The sequence below is a fragment of the Croceicoccus sediminis genome (assembly GCF_007570835.1).
GTDB lineage: Bacteria > Pseudomonadota > Alphaproteobacteria > Sphingomonadales > Sphingomonadaceae > Croceicoccus > Croceicoccus sediminis.
The window spans coordinates 225,761-251,548 of the sequence record NZ_SUNC01000002.1; the positions used below are offsets into that span (position 1 = coordinate 225,761).

The 25,788-nt window shown below is 64.3% G+C and carries 27 protein-coding genes and 1 tRNA gene; 16 read left to right on the forward strand and 12 right to left on the reverse strand.

Annotated elements, in window-relative coordinates:
- The first annotated feature begins 5 nt into the window (after positions 1-5).
- Positions 6-560 (forward strand): hypothetical protein, encoded by a 555-nt coding sequence (locus FAX90_RS09180; protein ID WP_144097093.1) that lies wholly within the window; start codon positions 6-8, stop codon positions 558-560.
- 17 nt (positions 561-577) lie between these two features.
- Here FAX90_RS09180 and FAX90_RS09185 read toward each other — a convergent pair whose 3' ends face one another.
- The 4 genes from FAX90_RS09185 to FAX90_RS09200 are packed head-to-tail and all read right to left on the reverse strand — an operon-like array spanning position 578 to position 4,358.
- Positions 578-1,579, reverse strand: coding sequence for an NAD-dependent epimerase/dehydratase family protein (locus FAX90_RS09185; protein ID WP_144097094.1), 1,002 nt, complete (start codon positions 1,577-1,579; stop codon positions 578-580).
- Between the two features lie 13 nt (positions 1,580-1,592).
- Positions 1,593-2,417 (reverse strand): enoyl-ACP reductase FabI, encoded by an 825-nt coding sequence (gene fabI, locus FAX90_RS09190; RefSeq protein WP_144097095.1) that lies wholly within the window; start codon positions 2,415-2,417, stop codon positions 1,593-1,595.
- Between the two features lie 11 nt (positions 2,418-2,428).
- A complete protein-coding gene (locus FAX90_RS09195; protein WP_170234925.1) occupies positions 2,429-3,358 on the reverse strand; it encodes a YihY/virulence factor BrkB family protein in 930 nt (309 codons plus the stop codon).
- A gap of 40 nt (positions 3,359-3,398) precedes the next feature.
- A complete protein-coding gene (locus tag FAX90_RS09200) occupies positions 3,399-4,358 on the reverse strand; it encodes a DnaJ C-terminal domain-containing protein (protein ID WP_144097096.1) in 960 nt (319 codons plus the stop codon).
- Positions 4,359-4,520: 162 nt separating this feature from the next.
- Here FAX90_RS09200 and pdxH point away from each other — a divergent pair, with 162 nt between their 5' ends.
- Genes pdxH through FAX90_RS09215 form a run of 3 tightly spaced genes read left to right on the forward strand, consistent with a single transcriptional unit; the run spans position 4,521 to position 6,953 of the window.
- On the forward strand, positions 4,521-5,147 hold the full coding sequence (pdxH, locus tag FAX90_RS09205) for a pyridoxamine 5'-phosphate oxidase (RefSeq protein ID WP_240704819.1): 627 nt from the start codon (positions 4,521-4,523) through the stop codon (positions 5,145-5,147).
- Between the two features lie 13 nt (positions 5,148-5,160).
- On the forward strand, positions 5,161-6,156 hold the full coding sequence (locus tag FAX90_RS09210; RefSeq protein ID WP_144097097.1) for a cation diffusion facilitator family transporter: 996 nt from the start codon (positions 5,161-5,163) through the stop codon (positions 6,154-6,156).
- A gap of 2 nt (positions 6,157-6,158) precedes the next feature.
- Entirely contained in the window at positions 6,159-6,953 is a 795-nt protein-coding gene (locus FAX90_RS09215; RefSeq protein ID WP_144097098.1) for a PhzF family phenazine biosynthesis protein, read from the forward strand.
- A gap of 7 nt (positions 6,954-6,960) precedes the next feature.
- On the opposite strand, the gene FAX90_RS09220 is transcribed toward FAX90_RS09215, so the two are convergent.
- Positions 6,961-8,100 carry a serine hydrolase domain-containing protein gene (locus FAX90_RS09220; protein WP_144097099.1) on the reverse strand — a complete coding sequence of 380 codons (1,140 nt, stop codon included), beginning with the start codon at positions 8,098-8,100 and terminating at the stop codon, positions 6,961-6,963.
- Positions 8,101-8,225: 125 nt separating this feature from the next.
- On the opposite strand from FAX90_RS09220, the gene FAX90_RS09225 reads away from it, so the two are divergent.
- Positions 8,226-8,516, forward strand: a complete 291-nt coding sequence (locus tag FAX90_RS09225) for a hypothetical protein (protein ID WP_144097100.1) — start codon at positions 8,226-8,228, stop codon at positions 8,514-8,516.
- Here FAX90_RS09225 and FAX90_RS09230 read toward each other — a convergent pair.
- Entirely contained in the window at positions 8,504-9,568 is a 1,065-nt protein-coding gene (locus tag FAX90_RS09230) for a hypothetical protein (RefSeq protein ID WP_144097101.1), read from the reverse strand. The genes FAX90_RS09225 and FAX90_RS09230 overlap by 13 nt on opposite strands.
- On the reverse strand, positions 9,535-10,722 hold the full coding sequence (mnmA, locus tag FAX90_RS09235) for a tRNA 2-thiouridine(34) synthase MnmA (RefSeq protein ID WP_205700659.1): 1,188 nt from the start codon (positions 10,720-10,722) through the stop codon (positions 9,535-9,537). Before mnmA ends, FAX90_RS09230 begins: the two co-directional genes overlap by 34 nt.
- 125 nt (positions 10,723-10,847) lie before the next feature.
- Between mnmA and FAX90_RS09240 the strand changes: the two genes are divergently transcribed.
- From FAX90_RS09240 to FAX90_RS09270, 7 genes are all read left to right on the forward strand, one after another.
- The gene (locus tag FAX90_RS09240) at positions 10,848-11,297 is read left to right on the forward strand and encodes a hypothetical protein (protein WP_144097103.1); all 450 of its coding nucleotides are present in this window, start codon (positions 10,848-10,850) and stop codon (positions 11,295-11,297) included.
- Between the two features lie 8 nt (positions 11,298-11,305).
- The gene (gene sciP / locus FAX90_RS09245; RefSeq protein ID WP_144097104.1) at positions 11,306-11,605 is read left to right on the forward strand and encodes a CtrA inhibitor SciP; all 300 of its coding nucleotides are present in this window, start codon (positions 11,306-11,308) and stop codon (positions 11,603-11,605) included.
- Positions 11,606-11,706: 101 nt separating this feature from the next.
- On the forward strand, positions 11,707-11,964 hold the full coding sequence (locus FAX90_RS09250; RefSeq protein ID WP_144097105.1) for a GlsB/YeaQ/YmgE family stress response membrane protein: 258 nt from the start codon (positions 11,707-11,709) through the stop codon (positions 11,962-11,964).
- A gap of 228 nt (positions 11,965-12,192) precedes the next feature.
- Complete coding sequence (locus FAX90_RS09255) at positions 12,193-13,401, forward strand: efflux RND transporter periplasmic adaptor subunit (protein ID WP_144097106.1); 1,209 nt, start codon at positions 12,193-12,195, stop codon at positions 13,399-13,401.
- Between the two features lie 12 nt (positions 13,402-13,413).
- Positions 13,414-16,863: an efflux RND transporter permease subunit gene (locus FAX90_RS09260; protein WP_144097107.1), complete on the forward strand. Its 3,450-nt coding sequence runs from the start codon at positions 13,414-13,416 to the stop codon at positions 16,861-16,863.
- 79 nt (positions 16,864-16,942) lie between these two features.
- Complete coding sequence (locus FAX90_RS09265; RefSeq protein ID WP_144097387.1) at positions 16,943-18,151, forward strand: DUF445 domain-containing protein; 1,209 nt, start codon at positions 16,943-16,945, stop codon at positions 18,149-18,151.
- A 133-nt stretch (positions 18,152-18,284) separates the two neighbouring features.
- Complete coding sequence (locus FAX90_RS09270; RefSeq protein ID WP_144097108.1) at positions 18,285-19,052, forward strand: sigma-70 family RNA polymerase sigma factor; 768 nt, start codon at positions 18,285-18,287, stop codon at positions 19,050-19,052.
- 30 nt (positions 19,053-19,082) lie between these two features.
- Here the strand turns inward: FAX90_RS09270 and FAX90_RS09275 are convergent.
- Positions 19,083-19,156: transfer RNA gene (locus FAX90_RS09275), tRNA-Gln, on the reverse strand.
- A 191-nt stretch (positions 19,157-19,347) separates the two neighbouring features.
- On the opposite strand from FAX90_RS09275, the gene FAX90_RS09280 reads away from it, so the two are divergent.
- From FAX90_RS09280 to FAX90_RS09295, 4 genes are read left to right on the forward strand one after another with little or no spacing between them, the layout of a single operon-like run.
- Positions 19,348-20,583: a Ppx/GppA phosphatase family protein gene (locus FAX90_RS09280; RefSeq protein WP_144097109.1), complete on the forward strand. Its 1,236-nt coding sequence runs from the start codon at positions 19,348-19,350 to the stop codon at positions 20,581-20,583.
- Positions 20,584-20,593: 10 nt separating this feature from the next.
- Positions 20,594-21,277, forward strand: a complete 684-nt coding sequence (locus FAX90_RS09285; protein WP_144097110.1) for an RlmE family RNA methyltransferase — start codon at positions 20,594-20,596, stop codon at positions 21,275-21,277.
- Complete coding sequence (locus tag FAX90_RS09290; RefSeq protein ID WP_240704820.1) at positions 21,274-22,005, forward strand: CatB-related O-acetyltransferase; 732 nt, start codon at positions 21,274-21,276, stop codon at positions 22,003-22,005. Before FAX90_RS09285 ends, FAX90_RS09290 begins: the two co-directional genes overlap by 4 nt.
- Before the next feature lie 36 nt (positions 22,006-22,041).
- Positions 22,042-22,728, forward strand: a complete 687-nt coding sequence (locus FAX90_RS09295; protein ID WP_144097111.1) for a CDGSH iron-sulfur domain-containing protein — start codon at positions 22,042-22,044, stop codon at positions 22,726-22,728.
- 10 nt (positions 22,729-22,738) lie between these two features.
- Here FAX90_RS09295 and FAX90_RS09300 read toward each other — a convergent pair whose 3' ends face one another.
- The 4 genes from FAX90_RS09300 to rplM form a co-directional block, all read right to left on the reverse strand.
- The gene (locus tag FAX90_RS09300; protein ID WP_144097112.1) at positions 22,739-24,163 is read right to left on the reverse strand and encodes an amidohydrolase family protein; all 1,425 of its coding nucleotides are present in this window, start codon (positions 24,161-24,163) and stop codon (positions 22,739-22,741) included.
- A 72-nt stretch (positions 24,164-24,235) separates the two neighbouring features.
- Positions 24,236-24,463 (reverse strand): hypothetical protein, encoded by a 228-nt coding sequence (locus FAX90_RS09305; protein ID WP_144097113.1) that lies wholly within the window; start codon positions 24,461-24,463, stop codon positions 24,236-24,238.
- A gap of 219 nt (positions 24,464-24,682) precedes the next feature.
- Complete coding sequence (gene rpsI, locus FAX90_RS09310) at positions 24,683-25,189, reverse strand: 30S ribosomal protein S9 (protein ID WP_144097114.1); 507 nt, start codon at positions 25,187-25,189, stop codon at positions 24,683-24,685.
- The gene (rplM, locus tag FAX90_RS09315; protein ID WP_144097115.1) at positions 25,189-25,668 is read right to left on the reverse strand and encodes a 50S ribosomal protein L13; all 480 of its coding nucleotides are present in this window, start codon (positions 25,666-25,668) and stop codon (positions 25,189-25,191) included. Before rplM ends, rpsI begins: the two co-directional genes overlap by 1 nt.
- Positions 25,669-25,788 lie beyond the last annotated feature (120 nt).

Genomic DNA, 25,788 nt, shown 5'->3' on the forward strand with positions numbered 1-25,788 from the left:
GACCGATGACCCGCACGCTGATCGCGACCCTTGCCATCGCAACCGCCGGTATCGGCCTTGCCAGCCCCGCCGCCGCACAGGAAGCGGCCGAACCGGCCGTGAATTCCATCATTGTCTATGGCGATCAGGCGTGTCCCGAACCGACTGCCGATGAAATCGTAGTCTGCGTCCGTCAGGAAGATCCCTACCGCATTCCCAAGCCCCTGCGTCAGACCGAGAGCAAGCAGAACGAGGCCTGGGCGCAGCGTGTCGCCGCCAACCGCGATGTCGGCGCGACCGGCGTGGGTTCGTGCACCGTGATCGGCCCGTCGGGTCAGACCGGATGCACCGCCGCCATGATCGAGCAGGCCTATGCCGAAAAGGCCAACGGTTCAGACGTCCGCATGGGCCAGCTTGTCGCCGAGGCGCGCGCAGAACGTCTTGCCGAAATCGACGAAGATGCCGCCGCCGAACAGGCCCGCGTCGAAGCGATCGAGGCCGAGTACGAAGCTCGCCGCAAGGCGCAGGAAGGCGCTGCCGTCGATGACGAGCCGCTGCCGGAAATCGTCGCGAGCGAGTAAGGGCGCAGGTCGCGGCGTTAAATGCCGCGGTAGTTCCTGAACCAGTCGACGAAGGCGGGAACGCCCGCGTCCACCGATGTCGTCGGCGCATAGCCGAGATCGCGGCTTATCGCGGTGATGTCGGCATATGTGCGCGGCACGTCGCCGGGCTGCATCGGCTGCATGTCCAGCTCCGCCTTGCGCCCGCAGGCCTCTTCCAGAAGACCGATGACGCGCATCAGCTGTTCAGGCTGGTTGTTGCCGATGTTGTAGATCGTATGCGGCGCCGTGCTGCCACCGGGTTTCTTCGTGCCGTCGTTGGCGGGCACATGGTCCAGCGAGGCGACGACACCGGCGATGATGTCGTCTATGTAGGTGAAGTCGCGGTACATGTCGCCGTTGTTGAACACCGGGATGGGCCGCCCGCTCAGGATGCGATCCGCAAAGATCCACATCATCATGTCGGGCCGGCCCCACGGGCCATAGACGGTGAAAAAGCGCAGCCCCGTCATCGGCAGGTTGTAGAGATGGGCGTAAGTCTCGCTCATCAATTCGTCCGCCTTTTTCGTGGCGGCGTAGAGCGAGACAGGATGATCGACGCGGTCGTCCACGTCGAAGGGGACTTTCTCGTTCCCGCCATAGACCGAGGACGAGCTGGCATAGACCATATGCTCCACCCCCCGTTCGCGTGCGAGTTCGAGCATGTTTACATGACCGACGAGGTTCGACTGCGCATAGGCGTGCGGATTTTCGAGCGAATAGCGAACCCCCGCCTGCGCGCCGAGGTGGGCGATCCGGTCGATCCCCTCGCCCTCCAGCGCATCGCGCAGCCTTGTCATGTCGGCAAAGTCCAGCTGGATAAAGCGGAACCGGTCGCCCGCACCCTTGCAGATGTCGGTCAGCCGGTCGCGTTTCAGCGCGACGTCATAATAGTCGTTGAGGTTGTCGATCCCGACGACCCGCTCACCCCTTGCCAGCAAGGCCTTTGCCAGCGCGGCGCCGATGAAACCGGCAACCCCGGTGACGAGCGTGGTCGTCATCGCCCCTCGCCCGTCAGGACAGCGCGATGTCGGGCGCGTCTTCCTGCTTCATGCCCACGACGTGGTAGCCGCAGTCGACGTGATGGGTTTCGCCCGTCACGCCCGATGCCAGGTCCGACAGGAGATAGAGCGCGGACCCGCCGACATCGTCGATCGTGACGTTGCGGCGCATCGGCGCGTTCAGCTCGTTCCATTTCAGGATGTAGCGGAAATCCCCGATCCCGCTGGCGGCCAGCGTCTTGATCGGACCTGCCGAAATGCCGTTCACGCGGATGTTGTCGGGGCCAAGATCGTTGGCCAGATACTTCACGCTGGTTTCCAGCGCAGCCTTGGCAACGCCCATGACATTGTAGTGCGGCACGACCTTTTCCGCGCCATAGTAGGTCAAGGTCAGAACCGAGCCACCCTCGGTCATCAGCGGGGCGGCACGTTTCGTCACCGCGACAAGGCTGTAGGCCGAGATGTTCATGGTCATCAGGAAGTTTTCGAGGCTGGTGTCGACATATTTGCCGCGCAGTTCGCTCTTGTCCGAAAAGCCGATGGCGTGGACGATGAAGTCGATTTTGGGCCAGCGCGCGGCCAGCGTTTCGAATGCGGTGTCGAGCGCGTCCATGTCGGCCACGTCGCATTCCAGCAGGAAATCGCTGCCCAGGCTTTCGGCCAGCGGCTTCACACGCTTGGCCAGTGCCTCGCCCTGATAGGAAAAGGCCAGTTCCGCGCCTTGCGCATGAAGGGCCCTTGCAATGCCCCATGCCAGCGACTTGTCATTGGCGAGCCCCATGATCAGCCCGCGCTTGCCCTGCATCAGGGTTCCGGTGGGAAGAGCGTTTTCGTCCATGCCTGTTATCTTCATTCCTGCTCGGCGGGCGGATCCTCGCCAGCCTCTGCTGTTTCTTCGTCATCCGCGCGTGGCGTGTTGGCGAGCGCGGCGTTCAGCTCCGCGCCGACGACAAGCCCTAGCCCGACCAGCCAGAAAAAGAAAAGGGCGATCATCACGCCGGCAAGGCTTCCGTAAGTAAGGTCGTAGGCGAACACCGTGCGCAGCACCGGGGGCAGGGCCACGGTCACCAGCATCCACCAGCCTGCGACGAACAGCGCGCCGGGCCACTTGGGATATTCCGGCCCGCGGTAGTTCTTGGGCGTCAGCGTCACGAACAGAAGCCAGATCGACAGCAGCAGGCCGAACGCGGGGATGATGCGCGACAGCGACAGGGCAGAGCCCAGGTTGGCCGCGTCGGGGAACCAGGCGGTGATCACTTCCTGCGCGGCGGAAATGTAGAATTGCGCCGACAGGGACATCATCAAAAGAATGATCGACCCGATGATGACCGCAGCCGACAACAGGCGGTGTTTCAGGAAGCCGGCCGTCGGCTTCGTATCGTAGGCGCGGTGCAGGATGTCGCGGATCGTTTCGATCAGGCTGCCCACGGTCCACAGCCCGAACAGCGCGCCGATCCACAATAACCAGCCGGTTCGCGAGGATACGACGTCCTTGGCCACCGGTTCGACCACTTCGGCAACAATGCGCGGCACCGCCAGCAACAGGGCGTTGATCGCGGCCGTGCGATCTTCCGCGTCGCCCAGCAGCGAAAAGACGCCGGCAGACACGATGAAGAAGGGAAACAGCGACAGGATCGCCATGTAGGCAAGATTGCCCGCGTGGATGAAGCCGTCCTCCCACGCGCCCAGCAATGTGCACTTTATCACCTGGTAGGTGCGTGTTCCCGGTCCGACTTCACGCCGGACCTTGTGGAACTGGCGACCGATCCGCCGTCTCATCCCGCAATGACCGGGGCAGGCGCACAGGTGATCGTCCCGGTCACACGCCCAGCTTGGCCCGGACGGAACGTGTATCGCTCCATCCCTCGAGCCTTTGCTTCAGGTCGGCATCGTTTTCGGGAATGTCGATTTCCAGTGTCACCAGCTGATCGCCGCGCGAGCCGTCCTTGCGGGTAAATCCCTTGCCCTTGAGGCGCAGGACCCTGCCCGAACCGCTGCCGGGCGCAACGGTCAGCATGACCGCGCCGCTGGTCGTGGGCACTTTGACCTTTGCGCCGTTCACCGCCTCGTCCAGCGTGATCGGCAGGTCGAGCCGTACGTCGTCCCCGTCGCGGCGGAAGAATGCGTGGGGCTTTTCCATGATCGTGACCAGCGCATCGCCCGCGCCGCCGGGACCGGCCTCGCCCTTGCCGGACAGGCGCATCTGGGTGCCGTCTTCGGCCCCGTTGGGCAGTTTCAGGTCGATCGTCTTGCCATCGGACAGCGTGATTCGCTGCGGCGCGAGGTTCGCGATATCGGTCAGCGTGACGGCAAGCCGGTACTGCACGTTCGCGCCCTTGGGCGGGGGCCGCCGCTGGCCGCCGCCCATGCCGCCGAAACCGCCACCGGGGCCGCCGCGCGCCGAACGCGGACCGCCGCCGCCGAAGATTCCTTCGAACAAGTCGGAAAGGTCGACTTCTTCTGCGCCGAATCCGCCCGCGCCGCCGCCCATGCCGCCGGGATGACCGCGCCGTCCGCCGCCGAAACCCTGCCCGCCCATGCCGAAAGGCATCTGCGGGTTGCCGTCGAGATCGATCTCGCCGCGGTCGAACTGGGCCCGCTTGTCCTTGTCCGACAGCAGGTCATACGCCTTCGTGACGTCGGAAAAACGTTCCGACGCCTTGGGATTGTCCTTGTTTTTATCGGGGTGCAGCTCCTTGGCCAGCTTGCGATAGGCGGACTTGATGTCCTTTTCGCTCGCGCCGCGTTGCACACCAAGGATCGAATAGGGATCGGCCATGCACCGTAGCTAGGAAGCCTTTGCACTTTACGCAACGTGGCAGTTGCCATGGATCGCTCTTTGCGCAGGCAGCGCGGCGTGCCTATGTTGGCAGGTGAAGGGGCAGACGCGAGTCCGTCCCGACGCGGCAACAGTCCCAAGCAAACAGGCACGGCAAGAACAGTGGAACCCGAACTCCTGGCAGAAGACGCGATCCCCACCGGCGATCCCTTCAACCTTTTCGACGAATGGTTTGCGCTTGCGCGCGAGCATGAGCCGAACGATTCGAACGCGATGGCGCTTGCCACGGCCAGCCCCAGCGGCGCGCCGTCGGTGCGCATGGTCCTGCTGAAGGGCCACGGCGCCGATGTTGGCGCAGGGGGCGGTTTCGTGTTCTACACCAACCAGCACAGCCGCAAGGGCAGCGAGATCGCCGCCAATCCGCAGGCGGCATTGCTGTTCCACTGGAAAAGCCTGCGCCGCCAGATCCGCATCGAAGGACCGCTGGAACCGGTAAGCGAGGACATGGCGAACGCCTATTTCGCCAGCCGCGCCCGCGATTCGCAGCTGGGCGCACAGGCCAGCGACCAGTCGGCCCCGATGGCGGACCGGCGCGAATTCCTGTCGCGGTTCGAAGAGGTTCGCCGCCAGTACGAAGGCAAGGACGTGCCCCGGCCCAGCCACTGGGGCGGGTTCCGCCTTGTGCCGCAGGCGATGGAATTCTGGCACGATCGTCCCTTCCGCCTGCACGAACGCCGCCGCTTTACGCGCAGCGCGAACGGCTGGGCCAGTACGCTCCTCTATCCGTGAGTATGCATTTCCGATGACGTCAGGCCCTGCCACCACCGCCGTCCATGCCGAAGATGCACGGGCGCGCCGCGCGCTGCTGACGCGTAGCGCCGCGATCGCGAGCATGAGCGTGGCAACGCTCCTGCTGGCTCTCAAGATCTATGCCACGGTCCGCACCGGATCGACCGCGATGCTCGGCAGTCTTGCCGATACCGCGCTCGACATCGTGGCCAGCCTGGTGACGCTGATCGGGGTGTGGGTCGCGGCCCATCCGCCCGATGCCGATCACCGTTTCGGGCATGGCAAGGCGGAGGCGCTGGCCGCGCTGGTACAGGTCGTGCTGATCTCGATTTCCGCCGTGGGCATCGCGGGCCGCGCGATAGAGGTGTGGATCGGCGGCGGCCGGATCGAACAGGCCGAAGACGGCATCGTCGTGTCGCTGATCGCGGTGGTTGCGACGCTGTTCCTGCTGGCATGGCAACGCCATGTCATCCGCAAGACCGGCTCGATCGCGATACAGACCGACCACGTCCATTACAAGTCGGACATCCTGCTGAACTTCGCCGTCGTCGCGGCCCTGTTGCTGGACCAGTATGCCGGATTTACGGGGGCGGACCCGCTTTTCGCGCTGGGCATAGCGGCATGGCTGGGCTGGAACGCGTGGGAGGCCAGCCAGCACGCCATCGACAACCTTATGGACCGCGAATGGCCGGTAGAGAAACGTCAGGACCTTCTGGACACGATCCGCGATAACCCGGACCTTCAGGGCGTGCACGACCTTCGCACCCGTACCGCGGGTAACCGCGATTTTGCGCAGTTTCACATCACCGTCGATCCGAACATGACCGTTGTCGAGGCGCACGAGGTGATGGACGCGATCGAGGCGAGCCTGCTGACGAAGTTCCCCGAAACGGAATTCCTGATCCACACCGACCCCGAAGGGCACATCGAGCTGGATGCGAACCGACCGGTCGACCTGCTGACCCAGGGCGTGGACGCCGATTTCCCGGAAGAGGCGAAGCCGGCCTGATCATGCCTGCGGTTCCCTTCTGGCACATCGACGCTTTCGCGCCCCGGCCCTTTGCGGGCAATCAGGCGGCTGTCATGGTCTTTGATGGCGGCTTTCCCGACGATGCGACGATGCAGCGCATCGGGAATGAGAACAATTTTGCCGAGACTGCCTTCCTGGTGCCCTGCGCCGGGCCGGAAGCGGATTACGAGCTGCGCTGGTTCACGCCGGAATGCGAAATCCGCCTTTGCGGGCACGCGACGCTGGCATCGGGTCACGCGCTGCTGGGCCGTGACGGCATAGATGAAGTGCGGTTCCTGACGCGGCGGGCAGGGGTGCTGACCGTTCGGCGGCACGGCGATGCCTATGAAGTCGCACTGCCCGCCATCCCGACGCAGCCGGGCGAATTCCCCGCCGCCGTCGCTGCCCTGGGCGCGGCGCCACAGGCCATTTCCCGCTCCGGCGACGGGTACAACGTTTTCCTGTTCGACAGCGAGGACACGGTCCGCGCCCTGCGCCCCGATTTCGCTGCCCTGGCTGCCATGGGCGACGACCAGTTCATCTGCACCGCACCGGGGCGTGACACCGACGTGATCAGCCGCGTTTTCGTACCCGGAGCAGGGGTGAACGAAGACAGCGTGACCGGATCGGCCCACGCCGTGCTGACCCCGTTCTGGGCAAAACGGCTGGGGAGTGCGGACTTCACCGCGTTTCAGGCATCGCGCCGCGGCGGATTGCTGACCTGCAGGCTGGAGGGCGAGACCGCCTGGCTTGGCGGTCCGTGCGTCACGCTGGTCGAGGGGACTTTTCGCTACTGACGGGTCGCTACTGACCTGACGGAAAGCGTGAGACGAGGTTCGCCATCGCCTCGCGCAGAAGCTCCTGTTCCTCTGCATTCGAATTGCCCAGCCGCACGATCGTCAGCTTCTGTGCTGGCGAGACTATCGTGTACTGCCCGCGAAAGCCCAGCATGGCAAAGATGCTTTCGGGCGCGCTGCCGGGGAACAGCACGCGTTCGCGCCCTTCCGGTCTTGGCTTGTTCAGCCAGAGATGCGCGCCATAGGCCGGGTCGGCGGGGCTGGAGGTTCGCATGAAACGGACCCAGCCCTGGGGCACGATCCGCACGCCGCTTGGCGATGCGCCGCCCTTGCGCAGCATTTCGCCGAACTTGGCCCAATCGCGCGCGGTCGCGTGGATCATGCTGCCGCCGACCAGTGTTCCCTGCGCGTCGAATTCGGCCACCGCGCTGTCCATCGCCAGCGGTTCGAACAGGCGTTCGTGCAAGTATCCGTCCATCGCGGCGCGGCGAGTCGCAGGCCGATCCGAATCGGTCAGCGCGCGGGTGGCGATATCGGCCAGGATCACGCTGCTGGCGGTGGAATAGACGAATTCCTCACCCGGCGCGGCGCTCAGCGGCTGGGTCTCGGCGAAATGGGCCATGTCGTCGCGCCCTTCCAGCACCAGCATCTGCGGCGTGTCGGCGGCATAGGCAGGTTCGCCCGTTTCCTCGTGGCGCAGGCCGCTGCGCATCTGGAGCAGGTGGCGCACCGTGATCTCCCCGCGCGGATCGCCCACCCGCTGCCAGCGCGGGACGGGGGCGGGCTTGTCCAGCGCCAGCGAACCGTCCGCGATCAGCATGCCGATGACGACGCCGGTCACGGTCTTGGTCATCGACCAGCCGATGTGCCGCGTTTCGGGCGTATACCCGTCGGCATAACGTTCGGACACGATCTTGCCGTCGTGCAGGATCAGAAGCGCGCGGGTTTCGCCCACGTCGTCCGCGAACACGCCGTCGATCGCGCGGGCCAGCCCCTCGCGCGATGCGCCGGTATCGCCATCGGTCAGCGAAGCCATCGATTCCGCGCTCGGCGGGGGTAGCGGCTGGGCACCGTCCGTCGCATCGCAGGCGCAAAGCACTGGCAGGCATGCGGCGGCAAGGATAGGGAGCAGGTGACGCGTCTTCATGGCGCGCGTGATCGACCAAGTGCCCCATTCAAAGCAAGTCACGAACCCGGATGCCCCCAAGCAAATCGCCCGCCACCCGCAAACACCCCACGCGCCAGCCTGCCCGTCGGGGCGTGAAAGCCGCAATGCTGATCGTTGCAGTGCTGGCCGTGATCCTCGCATGGGGCTGGACCCCGCTGACGTCGCAGGCCGAGGCGGGGACGGCCTACGGCGCGCGAGTCGCCTGTTCGTGCCGCTATGTCGGCGGGCGCGAGCTTGGCGATTGCGAGAAGGACTTTCTCGACGGAATGGGCCTGGTGTCGCTCTCGGAAGATGACGTCGATCGTTCCGTCACGGCCAGCGTGCCGCTGATCGCCAGCACGACCGCGACTTATCGCGAAGGCTGGGGCTGCGTGCTGGAAGCTTACGAGGACTGATCCGGCTTCCACGCGCCGGGCGGTACTTCGCCTTGCGGGATGCAACGTTCGCCGGGGCCCAGTCCTTGAAAGGTCGGCCAGTCGGGTGCCCCGGGGGGAAGGGGCGCAGGCGGCATCGGCGGGATCGACCGTTCGCAGGCAAGGCGGCTGCGTCCCTGCGCCGTGCAGGCGGCCACTTGCGTTTCGAACTGCTCTGCCATGCGGTCGCGAATCATGCGCTGCTGCTCAGTCATCGCCGCTCGGTTCGCGGCGGCCTGTTCTTCGGTCAGGTCGCACACCGGCCTTCGGTTCAATCCGCCGACCTGAACAACGTCGCGGTTTCCGCCGCACTGCAGCCTGAGAGCGTTGAGCGCGATTTCGTCGTCGACCAGCGTGTCGAGCCAGATTTCCCCCACCTCACCCACGCGCAACTGCTGCAATCCGAAGCGCCCGGCGGCGAGCCAGCCTTCGCTGTCGACCGAAAGGCCGTTTGCGCGCTGTCCCAGAACGACGAGCGGCCCTTTGACGCTGCCAAGGCGCAGGCAGCCGCGCGACAGGACCAGCTTCGTCTCTTCCGGCCCGGCGCGGCTGGGTTCCGAAAGTTCGGCATCGATGGTGATCAGGTGTTCTTCCTGCCGGCCGGGGTCTGCAAAGGCGACCACGCGCACCGCGTCGCCGACTTTGCCGATCAGCTCCTCACCCCGTGCCTCGCGCGACCATGCCTCGGTCAGGCTCCACGGCCCGCCCCAGCGGCCGGTGCCTGCGCTCTCCAGCTGGGCGGTCGTGCCATAAAGCACGGGCGCATCCTCGATCGTGCCGAACGCGAAGAGATCGCCGAAGCCATCGGTCTCCAGCGAAACCCCGCGCGGGAGCGTGCCGCTGCGTTCCGGTGTCTGGAGATGGATGTCGGCAGGCCAAGTCGGTTGTTCGTACCGCCGATGTCCGATCTTGAACGGATCGAGCCACGCCAGAAGCGCGATCACCACCCAAGACGCGATCAGCAGGCCGAGCCAGGTGCCCCGGCTTTTGCGGTCGGCCTCTAGCCTGAGGCCTTTTCGGTATCCTCGATCCATCCGCCGCCGACGACCCTTTCCCCCGCGTAGAAAACCGCGGCCTGTCCGGGCGCGACACCATATTCGGGATTGTCGAACACGACGCGGACAGTGGCGTTATCGCCAAGATCGCCTTCTATCCGGCAAGGCACCGGTTTCGCAAGAGAGCGAACCTTTACAGACAGTTGCCCTGCTGAACCTTCAAACCGCGGCATCGGCCCGATGCGGTTGGTTTCGACCACTTCCATCGCGGTCACGGCCAGCATCCGCTTCGGCCCGACCAGCACGGCCTGACGGTCCGCATCGATACCGGTGACGTAAAGCGGTTCGGCCTGTCCGCCGATTTCCAGCCCGCGGCGCTGGCCGACGGTATAGTGGATGATACCCTTGTGCTTGCCCAGTTCATCGCCGCTGCGGGCGTCGATGATCGGGCCGGTATTGCCCGCCTCGGGGCGCAGTTTCTTGACCAGCGAGGCATAGTCGCCCTCGGGCACGAAGCAGATGTCCTGGCTGTCGGGCTTTGCTGCGACGCCAAGGCCCAATTCGGCGGCGATCTCGCGCACTTGCGGCTTGGGCAAGCCTCCCAGCGGAAAGCGCAGGAAGGCCAGCTGCTCGTCCGTCGTGCCATACAGGAAATAGGACTGGTCGCGCGCCGGATCGGCGGCGCGGTGCAGTTCGGGGCCGTCCTCTCCCACCACACGCTGGACGTAGTGGCCGGTGGCAAGGCAGTCGGCGCCCAGTTCGCGGGCCATGCGGAAAAGGTCGGTGAACTTCACGCCCATGTTGCAGCGGATGCACGGGATCGGGGTGCGCCCGGCCATGTATTCGTCGGCGAACCGGTCGATCACGTCTTCGCGAAAGGCGCTCTCGTGGTCGAACACGTAATGTGCGATGCCCAGCCGGTCGGCCACTTCGCGCGCGTCGCGGATGTCGTCACCGGCACAGCACGCGCCTTTACGCTTCACCGCTTCGCCATGGTCGTACAGCTGCAGCGTGACGCCGATGACTTCGGCCCCGCTTTTGGCGGCCAGCGCGGCGACGACCGAGCTGTCCACCCCGCCCGACATAGCCACGACGATCCGGCGCGCGGAAAGCGGCTGGTCGAGCTGAAACAGCCCGGCAAGGTCGGTTGCCGAAGATGCGGCGGGGGGCGTGGTCACGGTCTGTCCGGTCATGTCGCTGCCGCCCCTACACGTTTCCGGCATCGGGCAAAAGGCGGCGCCGGGCCTGCAAAGGATTAAGCATTATCCCTAATGGTTTATGAAGTGTGCGTTTAGGCTTTCTTGACCAAGCGCGATGCATGATCCGCGTCATGTTCGAGAATCTTCCCAATCTGCCAATGGACGGGGCAACGGAAGATCACCGCGGGGAAACCCGGCGGATCGACTGGCATGCCCTGCTATCCAGACTGCAAGCGGAGCGCGATCTGCGATCTTCCCTTGAAGACGGAATGGACCGCCGCGGGCTTGCCTCACTCATTACCGAAGGAAGCTTCGACCCGCACGCGGCGGAAATGCTGTTCGCGCTGGCCGCAGGCGTCGGCGTCCACGGCGACATGGCCGAACGCCGTTTCCTGCCCGAAGACCTTGCCGCCCTTTCGCAGCAGGTAACGGGCGCGGGGCCGCGTTTACGTAATCCTAAGTCTTCTGATTGTAAGAATCCGTCACATACGACGGAACATGGCGCCGAAGTCGGCTCGGACGAAGAGGTCACCCCCAAGGCCTCGCCGTCGTCTGAAGGGAACGTTTGAGGACCTAGATGATCGAGAACCAGGACATCAAACCTGCGATGGTAATCGGCCCGCTTGGCGAGCCTCTGACGCTGGACGACTTGCCGCCCGCGTCGACCAAACGCTGGGTCGTTCGCCGCAAGGCGGAAGTGGTGGCGGCCGTGAACGGCGGGCTGCTGACCATCGAAGATGCGTGCAAGCGTTACGACCTGACTCTCGAGGAATTCGCTTCGTGGCAGCGCGCGGTGGAACGGTCTGGAATGAAGGGCCTGCGCGTCACGCGCATCCAGCATTACCGCGACCTCTACGAACGGCAGATGAAGTACTGACGCACCGGTCGTCGGGGCCTGAACGGTGTTAACCAAAATCAGCGTGGAACCGGTTCTGATCCGGGGCGTTTTCCCCTCATTCAGAGAATGAGGAGGATGCGTTGGATTGGATTCTTGCAATTATCGTGGGCGGTATCGCCGGCTGGCTGGCCAGCATGGTGATGAACCGTGATGCCTCGATGGGTATCTTCTGGAACATCATCGTCGGCGTGATCGGTGCCCTGATCGGCAAGTTCGTACTGGGCCTGCTCGGCATTGCCGGCGGCGCGAACTGGCTGCTCTGGTTCATCAGCGCGCTTGTCGGTGCCGTCATCCTGCTTGGCATCGTCAACATGGTGCAGCGCGGACGCGTTCGCTAGAAAAAGGTACAACGACCTGCCCGCGCGAGTTGTATGCGCGGACGTACGGTTGTAACAAATATCATATGAAATGATTACCGGCCTGCCATCTCGGCGGGCCGGTTCTCGTTTGTCCGCCTTCTTTTCGGCAAGTCGACTATGCCTATTGCCGAAGGTGACTTATACGAGTAATACAGCGTCGTTCGTATCGATGACGACGATGATGGAGACCGCCGTCCGGCCTGGCTTATGAAGTACGATTCCATGTCCAACAGCGGCCCGGTAGAGCCTGCGAACGTCGATCCCTATGCGGACAGTGTGGACGATACGCCCGCGCGCGAACGTCGCCGCAAGCAGATCGTGATCGCTGCCCTGGTGGCCGGTGCGCTGGTCGTCATCATCGCGCTGTTCCTGATGATGAGCGGGACGGACGACGCGGCGCTGACCGGAAACGACGGCGAACAGGTTCCCGCCGTGACCGTGATCGTGCCGGGCAGCGAGACCGTGCTGGGCGAAATCAACGCCAGTGGCACGCTGGCCGCGCGCCGTCCGATGCCGGTGGGCGTCGTGGGCGAGGGCGGTCAGATCACGGACATCCGCGTGGATGAGGGCGACTGGGTCCGCGCCGGACAGGTTCTGGCCGTCATCGAACGCTCGGTACAAAGCCAGCAGGTGCAGGCCCAGGCCGCACAAGTCGAAGTCGCCCGCGCCGATGCCGAACTGGCGCAGAGCAATCTCGATCGCGCGCTGCAGCTGGTCGACCGTGGTTTCATTTCCAAGGCCGATGTCGACCGCCTGACCGCGACTCGTGATGCCGCCCGCGCCCGTGTCCGCGTGGCCGAAGCGCAACTGGGCGAACTGCGCGCCCGCAATGCGCGGCTCAACATCGTCGCCCCTGCCGGCGGCTTCGTTCTCGAACGCAACGTGGAGCAGGCGCAGGTCGTCTCGGCCGGTTCGGGCCCGCTGTTCCTGATCGCCCGTGGCGGCGAGATGGAACTGGCCGCGCTTGTCGGTGAAAGTGAGCTTTCGCGTCTTGCCGTTGGCGCGACTGCGCAAGTGAAGCCCGTCGGCTCGGACAAGACCTTCACCGGCCAGATCTGGCAGCTTTCGCCGACCATCGACGAAGGATCGCGTCAGGGCGAAGCGCGCATCGCGCTCGACTATGACCGCGCCTTGCGCCCCGGCGGGTTTGCCACGGCGGAAATCGGCACCGGCGGGGTCGATGCCCCGATGCTGCCGGAATCGGCGATCCAGAACGACGACAGCGGCTCGTTCGTCTATATCGTCGACAAGGACAACAAGGTTCAGCGGCGCAACGTCAAGACGGGCCTCGTCACCGATGCGGGCATCACCATCGTCGAGGGCCTGACCGGGAACGAGAAGGTCGTCCTGCGCGCAGGCGGCTTCCTGTTCGAAGGCGACAAGGTAAAGCCAAGCCTTTCCAAGCCCGGAACGTAAGGGGCCGGACCCATGAACTTCCGCAACCTGTCCGCCTGGTCGATCCGCAACCCGATCGTTCCGATCGTCCTGTTCACCGCTCTGCTGTTCGCCGGGATGTTCTCGTTTGCGCGGATGGACGTGAACAACAATCCCGACGTCGATTTCCCCGGTGTGAACGTCCGCATCTCGCAGCCCGGCGCCGCGCCGAGCGAGATCAACACCCAGATCACCCAGAAGGTCGAGGCCGCGGTCCGATCAATCAACGGCGTGGACGAAATCCAGTCGACCGCGCGCGAAGGTTCCAGCAACACGTTCGTGCAGTTCGAACTGGGCATCGATCCGAACGAGGCCACGAACGAGGTCCGCAACACGATCGACCAGATCCGCAGCGACCTGCCCGACGGCATTCTCGAACCGCAGGTGTCGAAGGTCGATATCGCGGGCGGCCCGATCGCCTACTTCGCGATCGCCGCCGACGACATGACGATGGAACAGCTTAGCTGGTTCGTCGACGACACCGTCGCCAAGCGCCTGCTTTCGATCGAAGGCATGGCCTCGGTCAGCCGCAATGGCGGCGTCGACCGCGAAATCCGCGTCGTGCTCGACCCGGCCAAGATGATGTCGCTTGGCGTCACGGCGGCACAGGTCAACGCCGTGCTGCGCCAGGTCAACGTCGATGCCGCGGGCGGCCAGGCAGAAATCGCCGGTGCGCGACAGTCTGTCCGCGTCCTGGGCAATGCCGACGACGCCTTCCGGCTGGGCGAAACCCGCATCAACCTGTCAGGCGGGCGCATCATCCGGTTGAAGGACATCGCGACCGTCACCGACAGCTATTCCGAACAGACCCGCATCGCCAAGCTCAAGGGACGGCAGGTCGTCACTTTCAGCCTGGAACGGGCGAAGGGCGCATCGGAAGTGTCGGTCTACGACGACGCGGTGGCCGAGCTGGAGAAGATCAAGGAAGAGAATCCGGGCATTCACATCAACCGGCTTTTCACCTCGGTCACCTACACCAAGGACCAGTACAAAAGCTCGATAGAGGCGCTCGTCGAAGGGGCGCTGCTGGCGATCATCGTCGTGTTCTTCTTCCTGCGCGATTGGCGCGCCACGATCATCAGCGCCATCGCCATCCCGCTTTCGGCAATCCCGACGTTCTTCTTCATGGACCTCATGGGATTTTCGCTGAACACGCTGTCGCTACTCGCGCTCAGCCTTGTCGCGGGTGTGCTGGTCGATGACGCCATCGTCGAGATCGAGAACATCGTGCGCCACATGCGCATGGGCAAATCGGCTTATCAGGCATCCATCGACGCTGCCGACGAAATCGGCCTGGCGGTCGTCGCGACCACGATGTGCATCGTCGCCGTCTTCCTGCCGGTCGGCCTGATGCCGGGCATTTCGGGCCAGTTCTTCAAGAACTTCGGCCTGACCGTCGTTGCTGCGGTGCTGACCAGCCTTGCCGTCGCGCGCATGATAACGCCCATGGTCGCGGCTTACTTCCTGCGTGCAAAGGGGCATGCCGAACATGGCGGGGGCCGCATGATGGACCTCTACATGCGCCTGCTCCCCTATATGCTGGACGAAACCAAGGCCGAGGACCGCAAGGCCCGTCCGGCCCGCGATATCGAGATGTTCGTGCCCGCCTTCGTGCTGGCCGTTTTCGTCTTCGCCATCGGTGCAAGCTTCGGACTGGCCACGGCCGAATATGGCGACACCGTGGGCGAGGGGCTTGTCACGGCCGGCAAGGTTCTTGGCGGAACGCTTATCGCAGCGGCCATCGCGGGCGGTGCGTTGTTCGGCATCAGCCTGCTCATCGCAGTCATCGTACGGGCAACGCGCGGCGGCGGCGGCGCGATGGCGCGGCTTCGCGCTTTCGGCCACCGCGCTTTTGCCCGCCTGTTCGATCACCGTTTCTGGGCGTTCGTCGGCGGCGTCGCGGCTCTCGTCCTGACCGCGATCCTGCTCGTTTCCCTGCCGCAGCAGTTCCAGCCCGAATCCGATCAGGACACCAGCCAGGTCCGGATCGAAATGACGCCGGGCACCACGCTGGATCAGACCGTGGCCGTCGCCGACAGCATTTCGGACCTGCTTTACCAGCAGCCCGAAGTCGAACGCGCGCTGATGTCGGTCTACGAAGGCAACGGCAATCTCTATATCGCGCTCAAGGACGACCGAGACACGACGAGCATCGAGTTCGAAAATCGCCTGACCCCGCTGCTGCAGGAGATTCCCGATGCCCGCGTAAGCTTCGCTTCGCAGTCGGGCGGCTTCGGCACGGGCCGCGACATCACCATCATGCTTTCGGGTTCGGATTCGGATCAGCTTGAGGAAGTCGCCAACCAGCTGGTCAACGAAATGCGCGGGCTCGATTCGCTCATCGCCCCGCGTATCGACGCCGATCTTCAGCGCCCCGAACTCGTCATCACGCCGCGCCCGGATCTCATGGCGCAGCTTGGCGTGACCACCGCCTCGCTCAGCCAGGCGATCCGCATCGCCACTATCGGCGAGATCGATCAGAACGCGGCCAAGTTCTCGCTGTCCGACCGTCAGATCCCGATCCGGGTGATCCTTGCCAAGAAATCGCGTCAGGACATCTCCACGATCGAGAACCTGCCGATCCCGACCGCCAATGGCGCTTCGGTTCCGCTGGGCCGTGTCGCCGATGTCAGCTTCGGTGCCGGTCCGACCCAGATCCAGCGTTTCAACCTGTCCCGCCGCATCCTCGTCGGTGCCGACATGGCTGACGGTCAGGTGAAGGGCAACGTGATGGCGGAGATCAACAAGCTGCCCACGATGCAGAACCTGCCGACGGGCGTATCGACCCCGCCGGTCGGCGATGACGAGTGGCAGCAGGAGATGGTGACCAACTTCATGTATGCGGTCATCACCGGCATCTTCCTCGTCTTTGCGGTGCTGGTCCTGCTCTACAAGCGCGTAATCTCGCCGCTGGTGAACATGACCTCGATCCTGCTCGCGCCGCTCGGCGGGCTGTTGTTGCTCGCCTTTCTGGGGCTGTTCGACAGGAACCTCGGCATCATCTCCATGCCGGTCTATATCGGGCTGTTGATGCTTTTGGGTATCGTCGCCAAGAACTCGATCCTGCTGATCGACTTCGCGATCGAGGAGATGGAAGCCGGCGTGCCGAAGAAGGAAGCGATCATCGATGCCGGGCATAAGCGTGCCCAGCCGATCGTGATGACCACCGTGGCCATGGCCGCGGGCATGATCCCGACGGCCCTTTCGCTAAGCGGTGACGGCGCATTCCGCGCGCCGATGGGCACGGTCGTGATCGGCGGTCTGATTTTGTCGACGATCCTGACGCTGGTCATCGTGCCGGCCGGCTTCTCCATCGCGGACGGGTTCGAAAAGCGCGTCGGTCCCAAGCTGCGCCACTGGTTCCTGACTTATCGCCCCGGCGACGAACACGGGTTGCGCGACGATGCACTGGGCGGAGGCAATCGCCCCGCCCCGGCGGAATAATGCGCAAGACGCGCCCGGTTTGACCGGCAGAGAAGACCTCGCGCCCGGCACGGGCGAGATGCCCGACCGGGCCCGCACCATGCGCAGGGTGGCGACGGGTCTGCTCGTCCTCATGGCGGCCGTTTTCCTCGTCTCGCGCCAGTATGCCGGGATGCACCCGTCGGTCGGTTACGTCATGGCCTTTTCCGAGGCCGCGATGGTCGGCGCGCTAGCGGACTGGTTCGCGGTCACGGCGCTGTTCCGGCATCCGCTGGGCATCCCGATCCCGCACACCGCGATCATCCCGACCAACAAGGACCGCATCGCCGACACCATGGCGGGCTTCCTGCGGACCAATTTCCTCACGCCCCAGGTCGTGGCCCGCCGCATGGCCGGGATGAACATCGCTCGCGGCATCGGCGACTATCTGGCTGCGCCCGAACATGGCGGTGGCGGAGTCCGGGCAGGGGCGGCAGAACTGTTTGCCGAAATCCTCGAATCGCTCGACCCCGAAAGGCTGGGCGAACAGGTCCGCTCGGGCCTCAAGAACCAGCTCGACAAGCTGGATGTCGCACCGCTTCTGGGCAATGTCCTGACCACCGCCATCGCCGATGGAAAGCACTTGCCGCTGGTCGATTCGACGATCCGCTGGGCCGGTCTCACGCTGGAGGCGAACGAGCCGATGGTGCGGACCATGATCCACGAACGTGCCAATGCCTTGCTGCGCTGGACGGGGCTGGACGAACGGCTGGCCAATTCGGTGCTCGACGGGCTTTACCGGATGCTGGCCGAAATGCTGGTGAACCCCGATCATCCGGTCCGCGCCAAGATCGAGGAAGGGCTGGAGAAACTGGCCCACGATCTCGTCCACGATCCCGAAATGCGTGATCGTGTCGAAGGGATGAAGCACGAGATCCTGTCCAGCCCCGCCGTCGGCGTCTGGTGGCAAAGCGTTTGGGAAAGGATGCGGCGCGGCCTCATCGACATGGCCCGCAATCCCGATGCCGCGCTGGCCGGTCAGCTTGGCGGGGCGATTTCGGAACTGGGCCAGGCCCTGCGCGACGATACGCGCCTGCAGATACAGATCAACCGCTTCGCACGCCGCAGCGCCGTCGGCATCGCCAACCGTTATGGCGATCAGCTCGTGCGGCTCGTCTCCGAAACCGTGAAACGCTGGGATGCGACGACGATAACTCAGCGGGTCGAAGGCGCGGTTGGGCGCGACCTGCAGTTCATCCGCATTAACGGCACGCTCGTCGGCGGGCTTGTCGGCGTTGTGATCCACACGCTCGACGTCTTGCTTTCCTGATCCGACCCCGCCTGAACATTCCCGCCTAAGTGCAATTGCCTAGCCGCGCTTGCGGGCGCTGTTGATGGGCGCGTCGTTAACCCTGTTCCTCCCGGGGAGGCATCGGCCTTCCGCAGATGGAGGGATCGGGATCATGTCGCGCACGACACAGGCCCTGGAACACGAAGTCGCCGCGATCCTCGCCTTGCGTAGCGGTCCGCAGGGGCCGCGCATATTGCATGCCATCGACGCACATTTTGACCGTATCATGCACCTCATCGCACCGCGCATCCGGCACTTCACCCGCGTCTACGGCCTTCTCGACATGGCCGAAGACGCGCGGCAGGCCTGCGCCATCGGCGTGCATCGCGCGATCTGCGAATACGATCCGGCCCGCGCGCTGTTTACGACGTTCGTGAACTGGCAACTGCGCTGCGAACTCCAGGCCCTGCGCCACCGCGTCCGCCTCGATTCGCGCGACAGTGCAAAGCGGGTCGGTGCGCGTACCGTCTCTCTCGAGGCGATGATGGGCGAAGGCGAAGACGGCCCCGGCTTCGAGATCGAGGATGAGAGTGCAAGCGCAAGGGTCGAGGCAGAGACGTCGGCCCGCATCGCGCACCGTACGCTGGATGACATGCTAGACGACTACGAAGCGATGATGCGCGAACGCGCCGCGCGTGACCAGGCAAGGGCAACGGTGCGCAGCCGGGAAACGATGCCGGGCACGCTGCACCCGGATGAACTGGACGTGCTGGAACGCGATCTGGCCATGGAGCGCGCGATCGTCGCCCGATACGTTTTCGCCGACAGCGACAAGTCGCGATTCGATCCCGACCATCCGCTGGACCGCGAAAAACAACGCCAGATTTCACGCCGCGTGCTGCGCAACATCCGCGCACGACTCGAAAGCGTCGCGGCCTGAGGGACAAGGCGTTCGATGATGGCGAGAGGATGGATGCCCCGCGAGGATTCGAACCTCGATAGACGGAATCAGAAACCGTAGTCTTACCATTAGACGACGGGGCAACGGGCAGCCAAATGGCCGCCGAGGGGCGCCCAATATTCGCATCTCCCGCCTGCGTCAAGGCGAGTCTTGCATGGTTTCGGGCCGCGAACTTGTCACATTAACCGCCCGTCGTTAGCATGGGTTCCAGGTTCGCTGCGCACGGCCACTGGTCGGCGGCGCAGTTCATTGATTTTGGATTTGGAAATACAGCATGGCGGATCTTGACCCGCCGGCAACGCAGGACGGGGATCGGCAGGCCGAGGATGGGCCGCACGATCCGGGATCGGAAGGGGCAAAGAGGCCCCCATCTGCCAAGAGCGCGCCGGACAGGCACTCGTACAACCGGGACGGGCGAGGCAGATCTGCGCGCGGGAACGACCCGCAACGCAATGCCAAGCCTGCACCGAATGGCGCGCCGCAGGGCCGCCCGTCGCGGCAGGCCTATGCCGCGATCGACCTTGGCACCAACAATTGCCGTCTTCTCATCGCACGGCCGTCAGGCGAAAACTTCGTCGTGATCGATGCGTTCAGCCGCGTCGTGCGGCTGGGCGAAGGGCTGGCGCAGACCGGCCGCCTGTCGGACGAGGCGATGGATCGCGCACTGTCCGCGCTCCACGTCTGTTCCGACAAGTTGAAGCGCCGTAACGTCCATCTGGCCCGATCCGTCGCGACAGAGGCGTGCCGCCGTGCCTCGAACGGCGACGATTTCATCGAGCGTGTCCGGAGCGAAACCGGCATCGTGCTCGACGTGATCAGCGCGCAGGAAGAAGCGCGGCTCGCCGTTCTGGGCTGTCACGTCCTGCTGGAGCGCGGCGAAGGCCCGGCGATGATCTTCGACATCGGCGGCGGTTCGACCGAGCTGGTCCTGATCGAAACCGGCAAGGCGGTGCCGCGCATCGTGGACTGGCAATCGGTGCCCTGGGGCGTCGTTTCGCTGACCGAGAGTTTCCCCGCTAGCGCGGACGAGGAAACCGACGTGCATCGCCTCGACCGCTATCGCAGGATGCGCCGCACGGTACATCAGTCTTTTGCCGACTTCTCCAACCGCCTGACGCCTTTCCGCTCGCAAGGCGGGAAAGATGGCCTGCGCCTGCTGGGCACCAGCGGCACCGTCACTACGCTGGCCAGCCTGCATCTCGGCCTGCCGCAATACGACCGCCGCGCGGTCGACGGGCTGATCGTGGAGGCGACGGCCATGCGCGACATCGCCAAGAGCCTGTCGCATATCTCGCCCGCCGAACGGCAGGCGCTGCCTTGCATCGGGCGCGACCGGGCCGAGCTTGTCGTCGCGGGCTGTGCGATCCTGGAGACGATCCTCGACCTCTGGCCCGCCGCTCGCCTTGGCGTGGCCGATCGCGGGATTCGCGAAGGTATCTTGCGATCCCTGATGGGCGGGGCGAGGCTGGATCAGCCACGCGCTCTCGCCCAGCGTGAAAAACCGCTGTAAGAGGCCCGGCATGAGCAGATCGGGTCAGGACCGCCAGAAGCTGAAAAGCAACAAGAAGCGCACGGCATCGTCGGCGCGCTGGCTGGCGCGTCAGCTGAACGATCCCTACGTCGTGCAGGCCAAGGCCGACGGCTATCGCAGCCGCGCGGCTTATAAGCTGAAGGAACTGGACGAGAAATTCGCTCTTCTGAAAAAGGCGAACGCGGTGGTCGACCTGGGCATCGCGCCGGGCGGGTGGAGCCAGGTGGTGTCCGAACAGCGTCCGCAGGCGAAAATCGTCGGCATCGACCTGCTCGACGTCGATCCGTTGCCGGGTGTGACGATCTTCAAGATGGACTTCATGGACGACGCCGCGCCCGATGCCCTGATGGAAGCGCTGGGCCAGGCCCCCGATCTTGTCCTGTCCGACATGGCCGCCAACACCGTTGGCCACAAGCAGACCGACCACTTGCGCACGATGGGGCTGGTGGAACTGGCCGTCGATTTCGCGGTGCAGACACTGGCGCCGGGCGGCGATTTCGTGGCCAAGGTCTTTGCCGGCGGAACCGACAAGGCCCTGCTCGACATCCTTAAGAAGAATTTCCGAACCGTGAAACACGCCAAGCCCCCCGCCAGCCGCAAGGGCAGTTCGGAATGGTACGTGATCGCGCAAGGGTTCAAGGGCGCGGCGAAGAGGAATGAGGACGACGCGTGAGTGATTCCCAAGTGATGAGGCCTGCCAGCGAGATCGAGCAACAACTGATTGATCGCGGTGCAAAGGTCAGGCTGAATTCTCGTCTCGCTCTCTTGCATGCCGAGACGCCGCTCAACGTGCGGCATCTCCTCATGCACGGCGATGTTGCGCTTGGCGCTTACACATATGCGACGGGGCCGGGGAAGATAAGGAACACCTCGATCGGCCGGTTTTGTTCAATCGCTGCGAATCTCGTCAGCGGCCTTCCGGAACATCCGGTGAATCTTTTTACGACGCATCCCTTCAGCCACGGCAATCGCGGCGGTTTCAACGACGATGAATATATCGATGCCGTCGTTCAGAAAGCAGGCCGGGGCAAGAACGGCCCGATCCGGATCGGAAACGACGTCTGGATCGGCGAAGGTGCGTTCATCTCGCTAGGTGTTACCATCGGCGATGGGGCGGTGATCGCGGCGCGCGCCGTCGTGACTAGGGACGTGCCCGCCTATGCCATCGTATGCGGAACTCCGGCAAAGATCCTGCGCTACCGGTTCCCACCGGAGACGATCGCGCTCCTGCTTAAAAGCGAATGGTGGCGCTATGATCTCCGCCCTCTGAAGCTAGACTATAGGAATCCGGCAGAGTGCGCGGAAAAGGTGATCGAGGCGGATTTGCCGCCCTTGGCGGTGGACACCGTGTCGGCGCGGAAGGGGGCAGGCAACAATTTCATTCTTTCGGACATTCCCTGACCGGAACCGCTTGCCCTGCCGGTCGGTTTACCGGGCATGGCAGACGAAAACGGCATCAAGATCACCGAAGACGGCCCTTACGAGGTCAGCGCATCGGTGCCTCTCCATCGGCAGACGATCGAAACCGGTCCCGACGGCGCATCGCTCGACTGGAAACGGACGGGCGAATACGATGCAGAGCCGAACTATTACTTGTGCCGCTGCGGGCGCAGCGCAAACAAGCCGTTCTGCGACAACAGCCACGAAGATGCGGATTTCGACGGCACGGAAACGGCTGATCGCGACGGGTTTGTTGCCAAGGCGGAGAAGTTGGAAGGCCCCCGCTATCATTTGCTCGACAAGGAAGACCTCTGCGCGTCGGCGCGGTTCTGCGACACGTACCAGACCGTGTGGAAAGAGGTGGAGCAGACCGACGACGAAGAGGTCGCGGAGATATTCCTGAAGCAGGTTTCGTGCTGTCCTTCGGGCCGACTGGTCGCGGTGGACGCGTCATCCGATCAGATCGTCGAGGACCGGCGAGAGAAGCGCATCTCCACCACGCAAGACCCGGCAGAGCAATGTTCCGGCCCCCTCTATGTAGAGGGCGGCGTGCCGCTTACCGGTGCGGACGGAGAGGCTTACGAGCCGCGAAACCGCATGGCGCTGTGCCGCTGCGGGGCGAGTGGGAACAAGCCGTTCTGCGACGGATCGCACATCGAGATCGGCTTTTCCGACCGCGACTGACGCGCAAGGTTCAGCGCACTTGCAATTCGTGCTGTTCGTACAAGGTACCCTGGCGCATGACGTGGCTGATCATGCGAAAAGCGGCGACGTCCTTGCGCGGATCGTCGGGCATGACCAGCAGGTCGGCGGACTTCCCAACGGTCAGCGAACCGGTCTCGTCATCGACGCCCATGGCCCTCGCCCCTGCAATCGTCGCGGCCTCGATCACTTCTGGGGGCGTCATTCCGGCAGCCTGCATCGCTTCCAGTTCCCAGTTGACCGAAGGGCCGTGCAGGGTGAGCGGGTTGCCCGCGTCGGTCCCGAGCGCGATCCGCCCGCCGGCATCACGCACGGCGCGCAAGTTGTGCGTCATGATCGCCTGCTCCCTTCCGATGGATAGCGCCCTGTTCACGACCCACTCTGGCGTGAGCCGCGCGGCCCGCGGTTTCAGCCGTTCGGGCGCGTTGATGCGTTCGATGATCGCCTCGTCAACGCACTTTCCGGGATCGTCGAGCTCGTAAGCAGCACCGGTCCCGACCGCGGCCATCGCGCGCAGCCAGCCTTCGCCTACGACGATGGTGGGCGTGTAGACGGTATCGTTCGCCCTAAGCAGGTCGAGGAACTCGGTATCGACCGGCTTGTCGTCGACACTGTGCACCAGAATGGCAGCGCCAGCGCGCAAGGCGGCCTTTGCCTCATCAAGGCCGGTGGCATGAACGATGAGCGGCAGGCCGGCTTCCCTGGCCAGCTGCCCCGTCAGCATGAGCCGGGCTTCCAGCTCCTCACGCCGTTCGGGCTTGGGCTTCAGAAACCAGACCTTCACCGCGCGCGAACCGATGGTCTTGAGGTGTGCGATGCCCGATCTTACCTCGTCATCGGTGCCGAAGGGCAGGAAAGGCGCCAGTTCCGGGTGTCCGCCTGCGACGTAATTCTCGTTGTATTCGCTGGCATGGGTAATCAGCGGGCCGGCTGCGCGGACGCGGGCACGATCGGGTCTGTCGCTATCGCTCGCCTGTTCACCCGTGACGGTCCAGTCCGCGCCACCCACGTCGAAGACCGAGGTGACACCTGAACACAGATAGGCACGGTGCCAGCGTCCCGGATCGGCGCGCAGGGCGGCCATCGTTTCGGGATAGGGGTAGATGTCCGGCGCGTTCAGCCCGTCGGGCCGCCCGTCCATCCATCCGGTCTGGGCGAAGTGGACATGCGCGTCGACAAGGCCCGGTGTCACGTAACGTCCGGCCAATTGCACGACCTCGGCCTTTTTCGGGACTTTGCAGTCCTCCGCCGTGCCGATGCATGTGATCTTGCTATCGTCGACGAGGATCACGCTGTCCTCTATCGCGGTGCCGGTCCCGTCGATGGCGGTCGCGCCGACAAGGGCGGTTGTTCCGGCGTTGGCGGGCGATACCGCAAGTGCAGCCGCCGCAAGCCCGAGAAAATGCAAATTGCCCATCCACCAACTCCCCCGATACGAACCGGGGGAAGATGCATCAGCAAGCGCACGATTTGAAGTGGTTAGATCGGGTTACACGCTGTAGCCGAAGGCGTCCCAGGCCCCGCGGCCATAGCGGGTGCCTTCATGCAGATCGAAATAGCGGGCGTTGGAATTGCGGAAGGACGCAGAGCGATCCTCGATCGCGATGGGTTCGGCTCGGCGCTGCAGATGCGCGTCGATGCCGCTTTCGGCGATGGCGGCATCGGCATCTTCGCACAGGTCTTCATAGCGCAGCACGTGGCAATCCTCGTCACGCATGTCGGCCAGCGCCGCTCAGTGCGGTGAAGGCCTCAGATGAACACCATGCGATCTATCCTGGGATCTTCGGCATATTCGAAGCCGGCAATCCGGGCAGGCGCAGCGGATCTCGATCTGGTCAGGAAACGCATGTGTCAGGCGGAACTCTTGCAAGAGAATGCGGCCCAAAAAAAAGGGCCGTACGAATACGGCCCTTTTTCGAGATATGTTTGCGAGGCGTCAACGCTTCGAGAACTGGAAGCTGCGACGTGCCTTCGCACGGCCGTACTTCTTACGCTCGACCACGCGGCTGTCGCGGGTGAGGAAGCCGGCTGCCTTGACGGTGCCGCGCAGGGCCGGTTCGTACTTCGACAGGGCCTGCGAGATGCCGTGCTTTACGGCGCCGGCCTGACCCGAGAGGCCACCACCCTTGACGGTGGCGACGACGTCGTACTGACCCTGGCGATCGGTGATCGCGAAAGGCTGGTCGATGACGAGGCGCAGCGTGGGACGTGCAAAGTACACTTCCTGGTCGCGGCCGTTTATGGTGATCTTGCCCGAACCGGGCTTGATCCAGACGCGTGCGATGGCGTCCTTGCGGCGGCCGGTCGCATAGGCGCGGCCCAACTTGTCGAGTTCCTGTTCACGCAGCGGCGTGGCGGGAACCTGGGCTTCGGTGTTCTCGATCTCGGTGCCTTCGGTCAGCTCGGCGAGATCGGACAGATCCTTAACTTCGTTGTCGGCCATTATGCACCAACCTTGTTCTTGCGATTGCGGGCGGCGACATCGAGCACGGCGGGCTTCTGACCGTCGTGCGGGTGTTCGGTGCCGGCGTAGAGGTGGAGAGCCTTCATCTGCTGACGGCCGAGCGGGCCGCGCGGGACCATACGCTCAACGGCCTTTTCCAGAACGCGCTCGGGGAAGCGACCTTCGAGGATCTTCGCCGGGGTCGTTTCCTTGATGCCGCCGGCATAGCCGGTGTGCTTGTAATACTTCTTGTTCTGCGTCTTGTTGCCGGTGAACTTCACCTTGTCCGCATTGATGACGACGACATGGTCGCCGCAATCGACGTGGGGGGTGTAGCTCGGCTTGTGCTTGCCGCGCAGGTGATTGGCGATGATAACCGCCAGACGACCGACGACGAGACCGTCGGCGTCGATGATGTGCCAGTTCTTTTCGACCTCGGCCGGCTTGATCGACCGGGTCTGGGTGCTGAGCGCCTTCATGGCTTTCAGTTCCTTACGTTGAAAAAAGAGAATCGCCACGGGGCTGCCGCGGCGAGTTGGCGCGCTTTTGTCCGCATCATTGCCGCAAGTCAAGCAAATCGGGGGCTTTCGGGCGCGGTA

Excerpts from the sequence above, each read along its gene's own strand:
- FAX90_RS09280 (WP_144097109.1), top strand. The coding sequence starts at position 19,348 with ATGGCGGATCTTGACCCGCCGGCAACGCAGGACGGGGATCGGCAGGCC.
- FAX90_RS09195 (WP_170234925.1), bottom strand. The coding sequence starts at position 3,358 with ATGAGACGGCGGATCGGTCGCCAGTTCCACAAGGTCCGGCGTGAAGTC.
- FAX90_RS09225 (WP_144097100.1), top strand. The coding sequence starts at position 8,226 with ATGCTGATCGTTGCAGTGCTGGCCGTGATCCTCGCATGGGGCTGGACC.
- fabI (WP_144097095.1), bottom strand. The coding sequence starts at position 2,417 with ATGGACGAAAACGCTCTTCCCACCGGAACCCTGATGCAGGGCAAGCGC.
- FAX90_RS09200 (WP_144097096.1), bottom strand. The coding sequence starts at position 4,358 with ATGGCCGATCCCTATTCGATCCTTGGTGTGCAACGCGGCGCGAGCGAA.
- mnmA (WP_205700659.1), bottom strand. The coding sequence starts at position 10,722 with ATGACCGGACAGACCGTGACCACGCCCCCCGCCGCATCTTCGGCAACC.
- FAX90_RS09305 (WP_144097113.1), bottom strand. The coding sequence starts at position 24,463 with ATGCGTGACGAGGATTGCCACGTGCTGCGCTATGAAGACCTGTGCGAA.
- FAX90_RS09300 (WP_144097112.1), bottom strand. The coding sequence starts at position 24,163 with ATGGGCAATTTGCATTTTCTCGGGCTTGCGGCGGCTGCACTTGCGGTA.
- FAX90_RS09215 (WP_144097098.1), top strand. The coding sequence starts at position 6,159 with ATGCCTGCGGTTCCCTTCTGGCACATCGACGCTTTCGCGCCCCGGCCC.
- sciP (WP_144097104.1), top strand. The coding sequence starts at position 11,306 with ATGATCGAGAACCAGGACATCAAACCTGCGATGGTAATCGGCCCGCTT.
- FAX90_RS09180 (WP_144097093.1), top strand. The coding sequence starts at position 6 with ATGACCCGCACGCTGATCGCGACCCTTGCCATCGCAACCGCCGGTATC.
- FAX90_RS09260 (WP_144097107.1), top strand. The coding sequence starts at position 13,414 with ATGAACTTCCGCAACCTGTCCGCCTGGTCGATCCGCAACCCGATCGTT.
- FAX90_RS09265 (WP_144097387.1), top strand. The coding sequence starts at position 16,943 with ATGCGCAGGGTGGCGACGGGTCTGCTCGTCCTCATGGCGGCCGTTTTC.
- FAX90_RS09230 (WP_144097101.1), bottom strand. The coding sequence starts at position 9,568 with ATGGATCGAGGATACCGAAAAGGCCTCAGGCTAGAGGCCGACCGCAAA.
- FAX90_RS09210 (WP_144097097.1), top strand. The coding sequence starts at position 5,161 with ATGACGTCAGGCCCTGCCACCACCGCCGTCCATGCCGAAGATGCACGG.
- FAX90_RS09285 (WP_144097110.1), top strand. The coding sequence starts at position 20,594 with ATGAGCAGATCGGGTCAGGACCGCCAGAAGCTGAAAAGCAACAAGAAG.
- FAX90_RS09185 (WP_144097094.1), bottom strand. The coding sequence starts at position 1,579 with ATGACGACCACGCTCGTCACCGGGGTTGCCGGTTTCATCGGCGCCGCG.
- rpsI (WP_144097114.1), bottom strand. The coding sequence starts at position 25,189 with ATGGCCGACAACGAAGTTAAGGATCTGTCCGATCTCGCCGAGCTGACC.
- FAX90_RS09240 (WP_144097103.1), top strand. The coding sequence starts at position 10,848 with ATGATCCGCGTCATGTTCGAGAATCTTCCCAATCTGCCAATGGACGGG.
- FAX90_RS09270 (WP_144097108.1), top strand. The coding sequence starts at position 18,285 with ATGTCGCGCACGACACAGGCCCTGGAACACGAAGTCGCCGCGATCCTC.
- FAX90_RS09220 (WP_144097099.1), bottom strand. The coding sequence starts at position 8,100 with ATGAAGACGCGTCACCTGCTCCCTATCCTTGCCGCCGCATGCCTGCCA.
- FAX90_RS09255 (WP_144097106.1), top strand. The coding sequence starts at position 12,193 with ATGAAGTACGATTCCATGTCCAACAGCGGCCCGGTAGAGCCTGCGAAC.
- rplM (WP_144097115.1), bottom strand. The coding sequence starts at position 25,668 with ATGAAGGCGCTCAGCACCCAGACCCGGTCGATCAAGCCGGCCGAGGTC.
- FAX90_RS09295 (WP_144097111.1), top strand. The coding sequence starts at position 22,042 with ATGGCAGACGAAAACGGCATCAAGATCACCGAAGACGGCCCTTACGAG.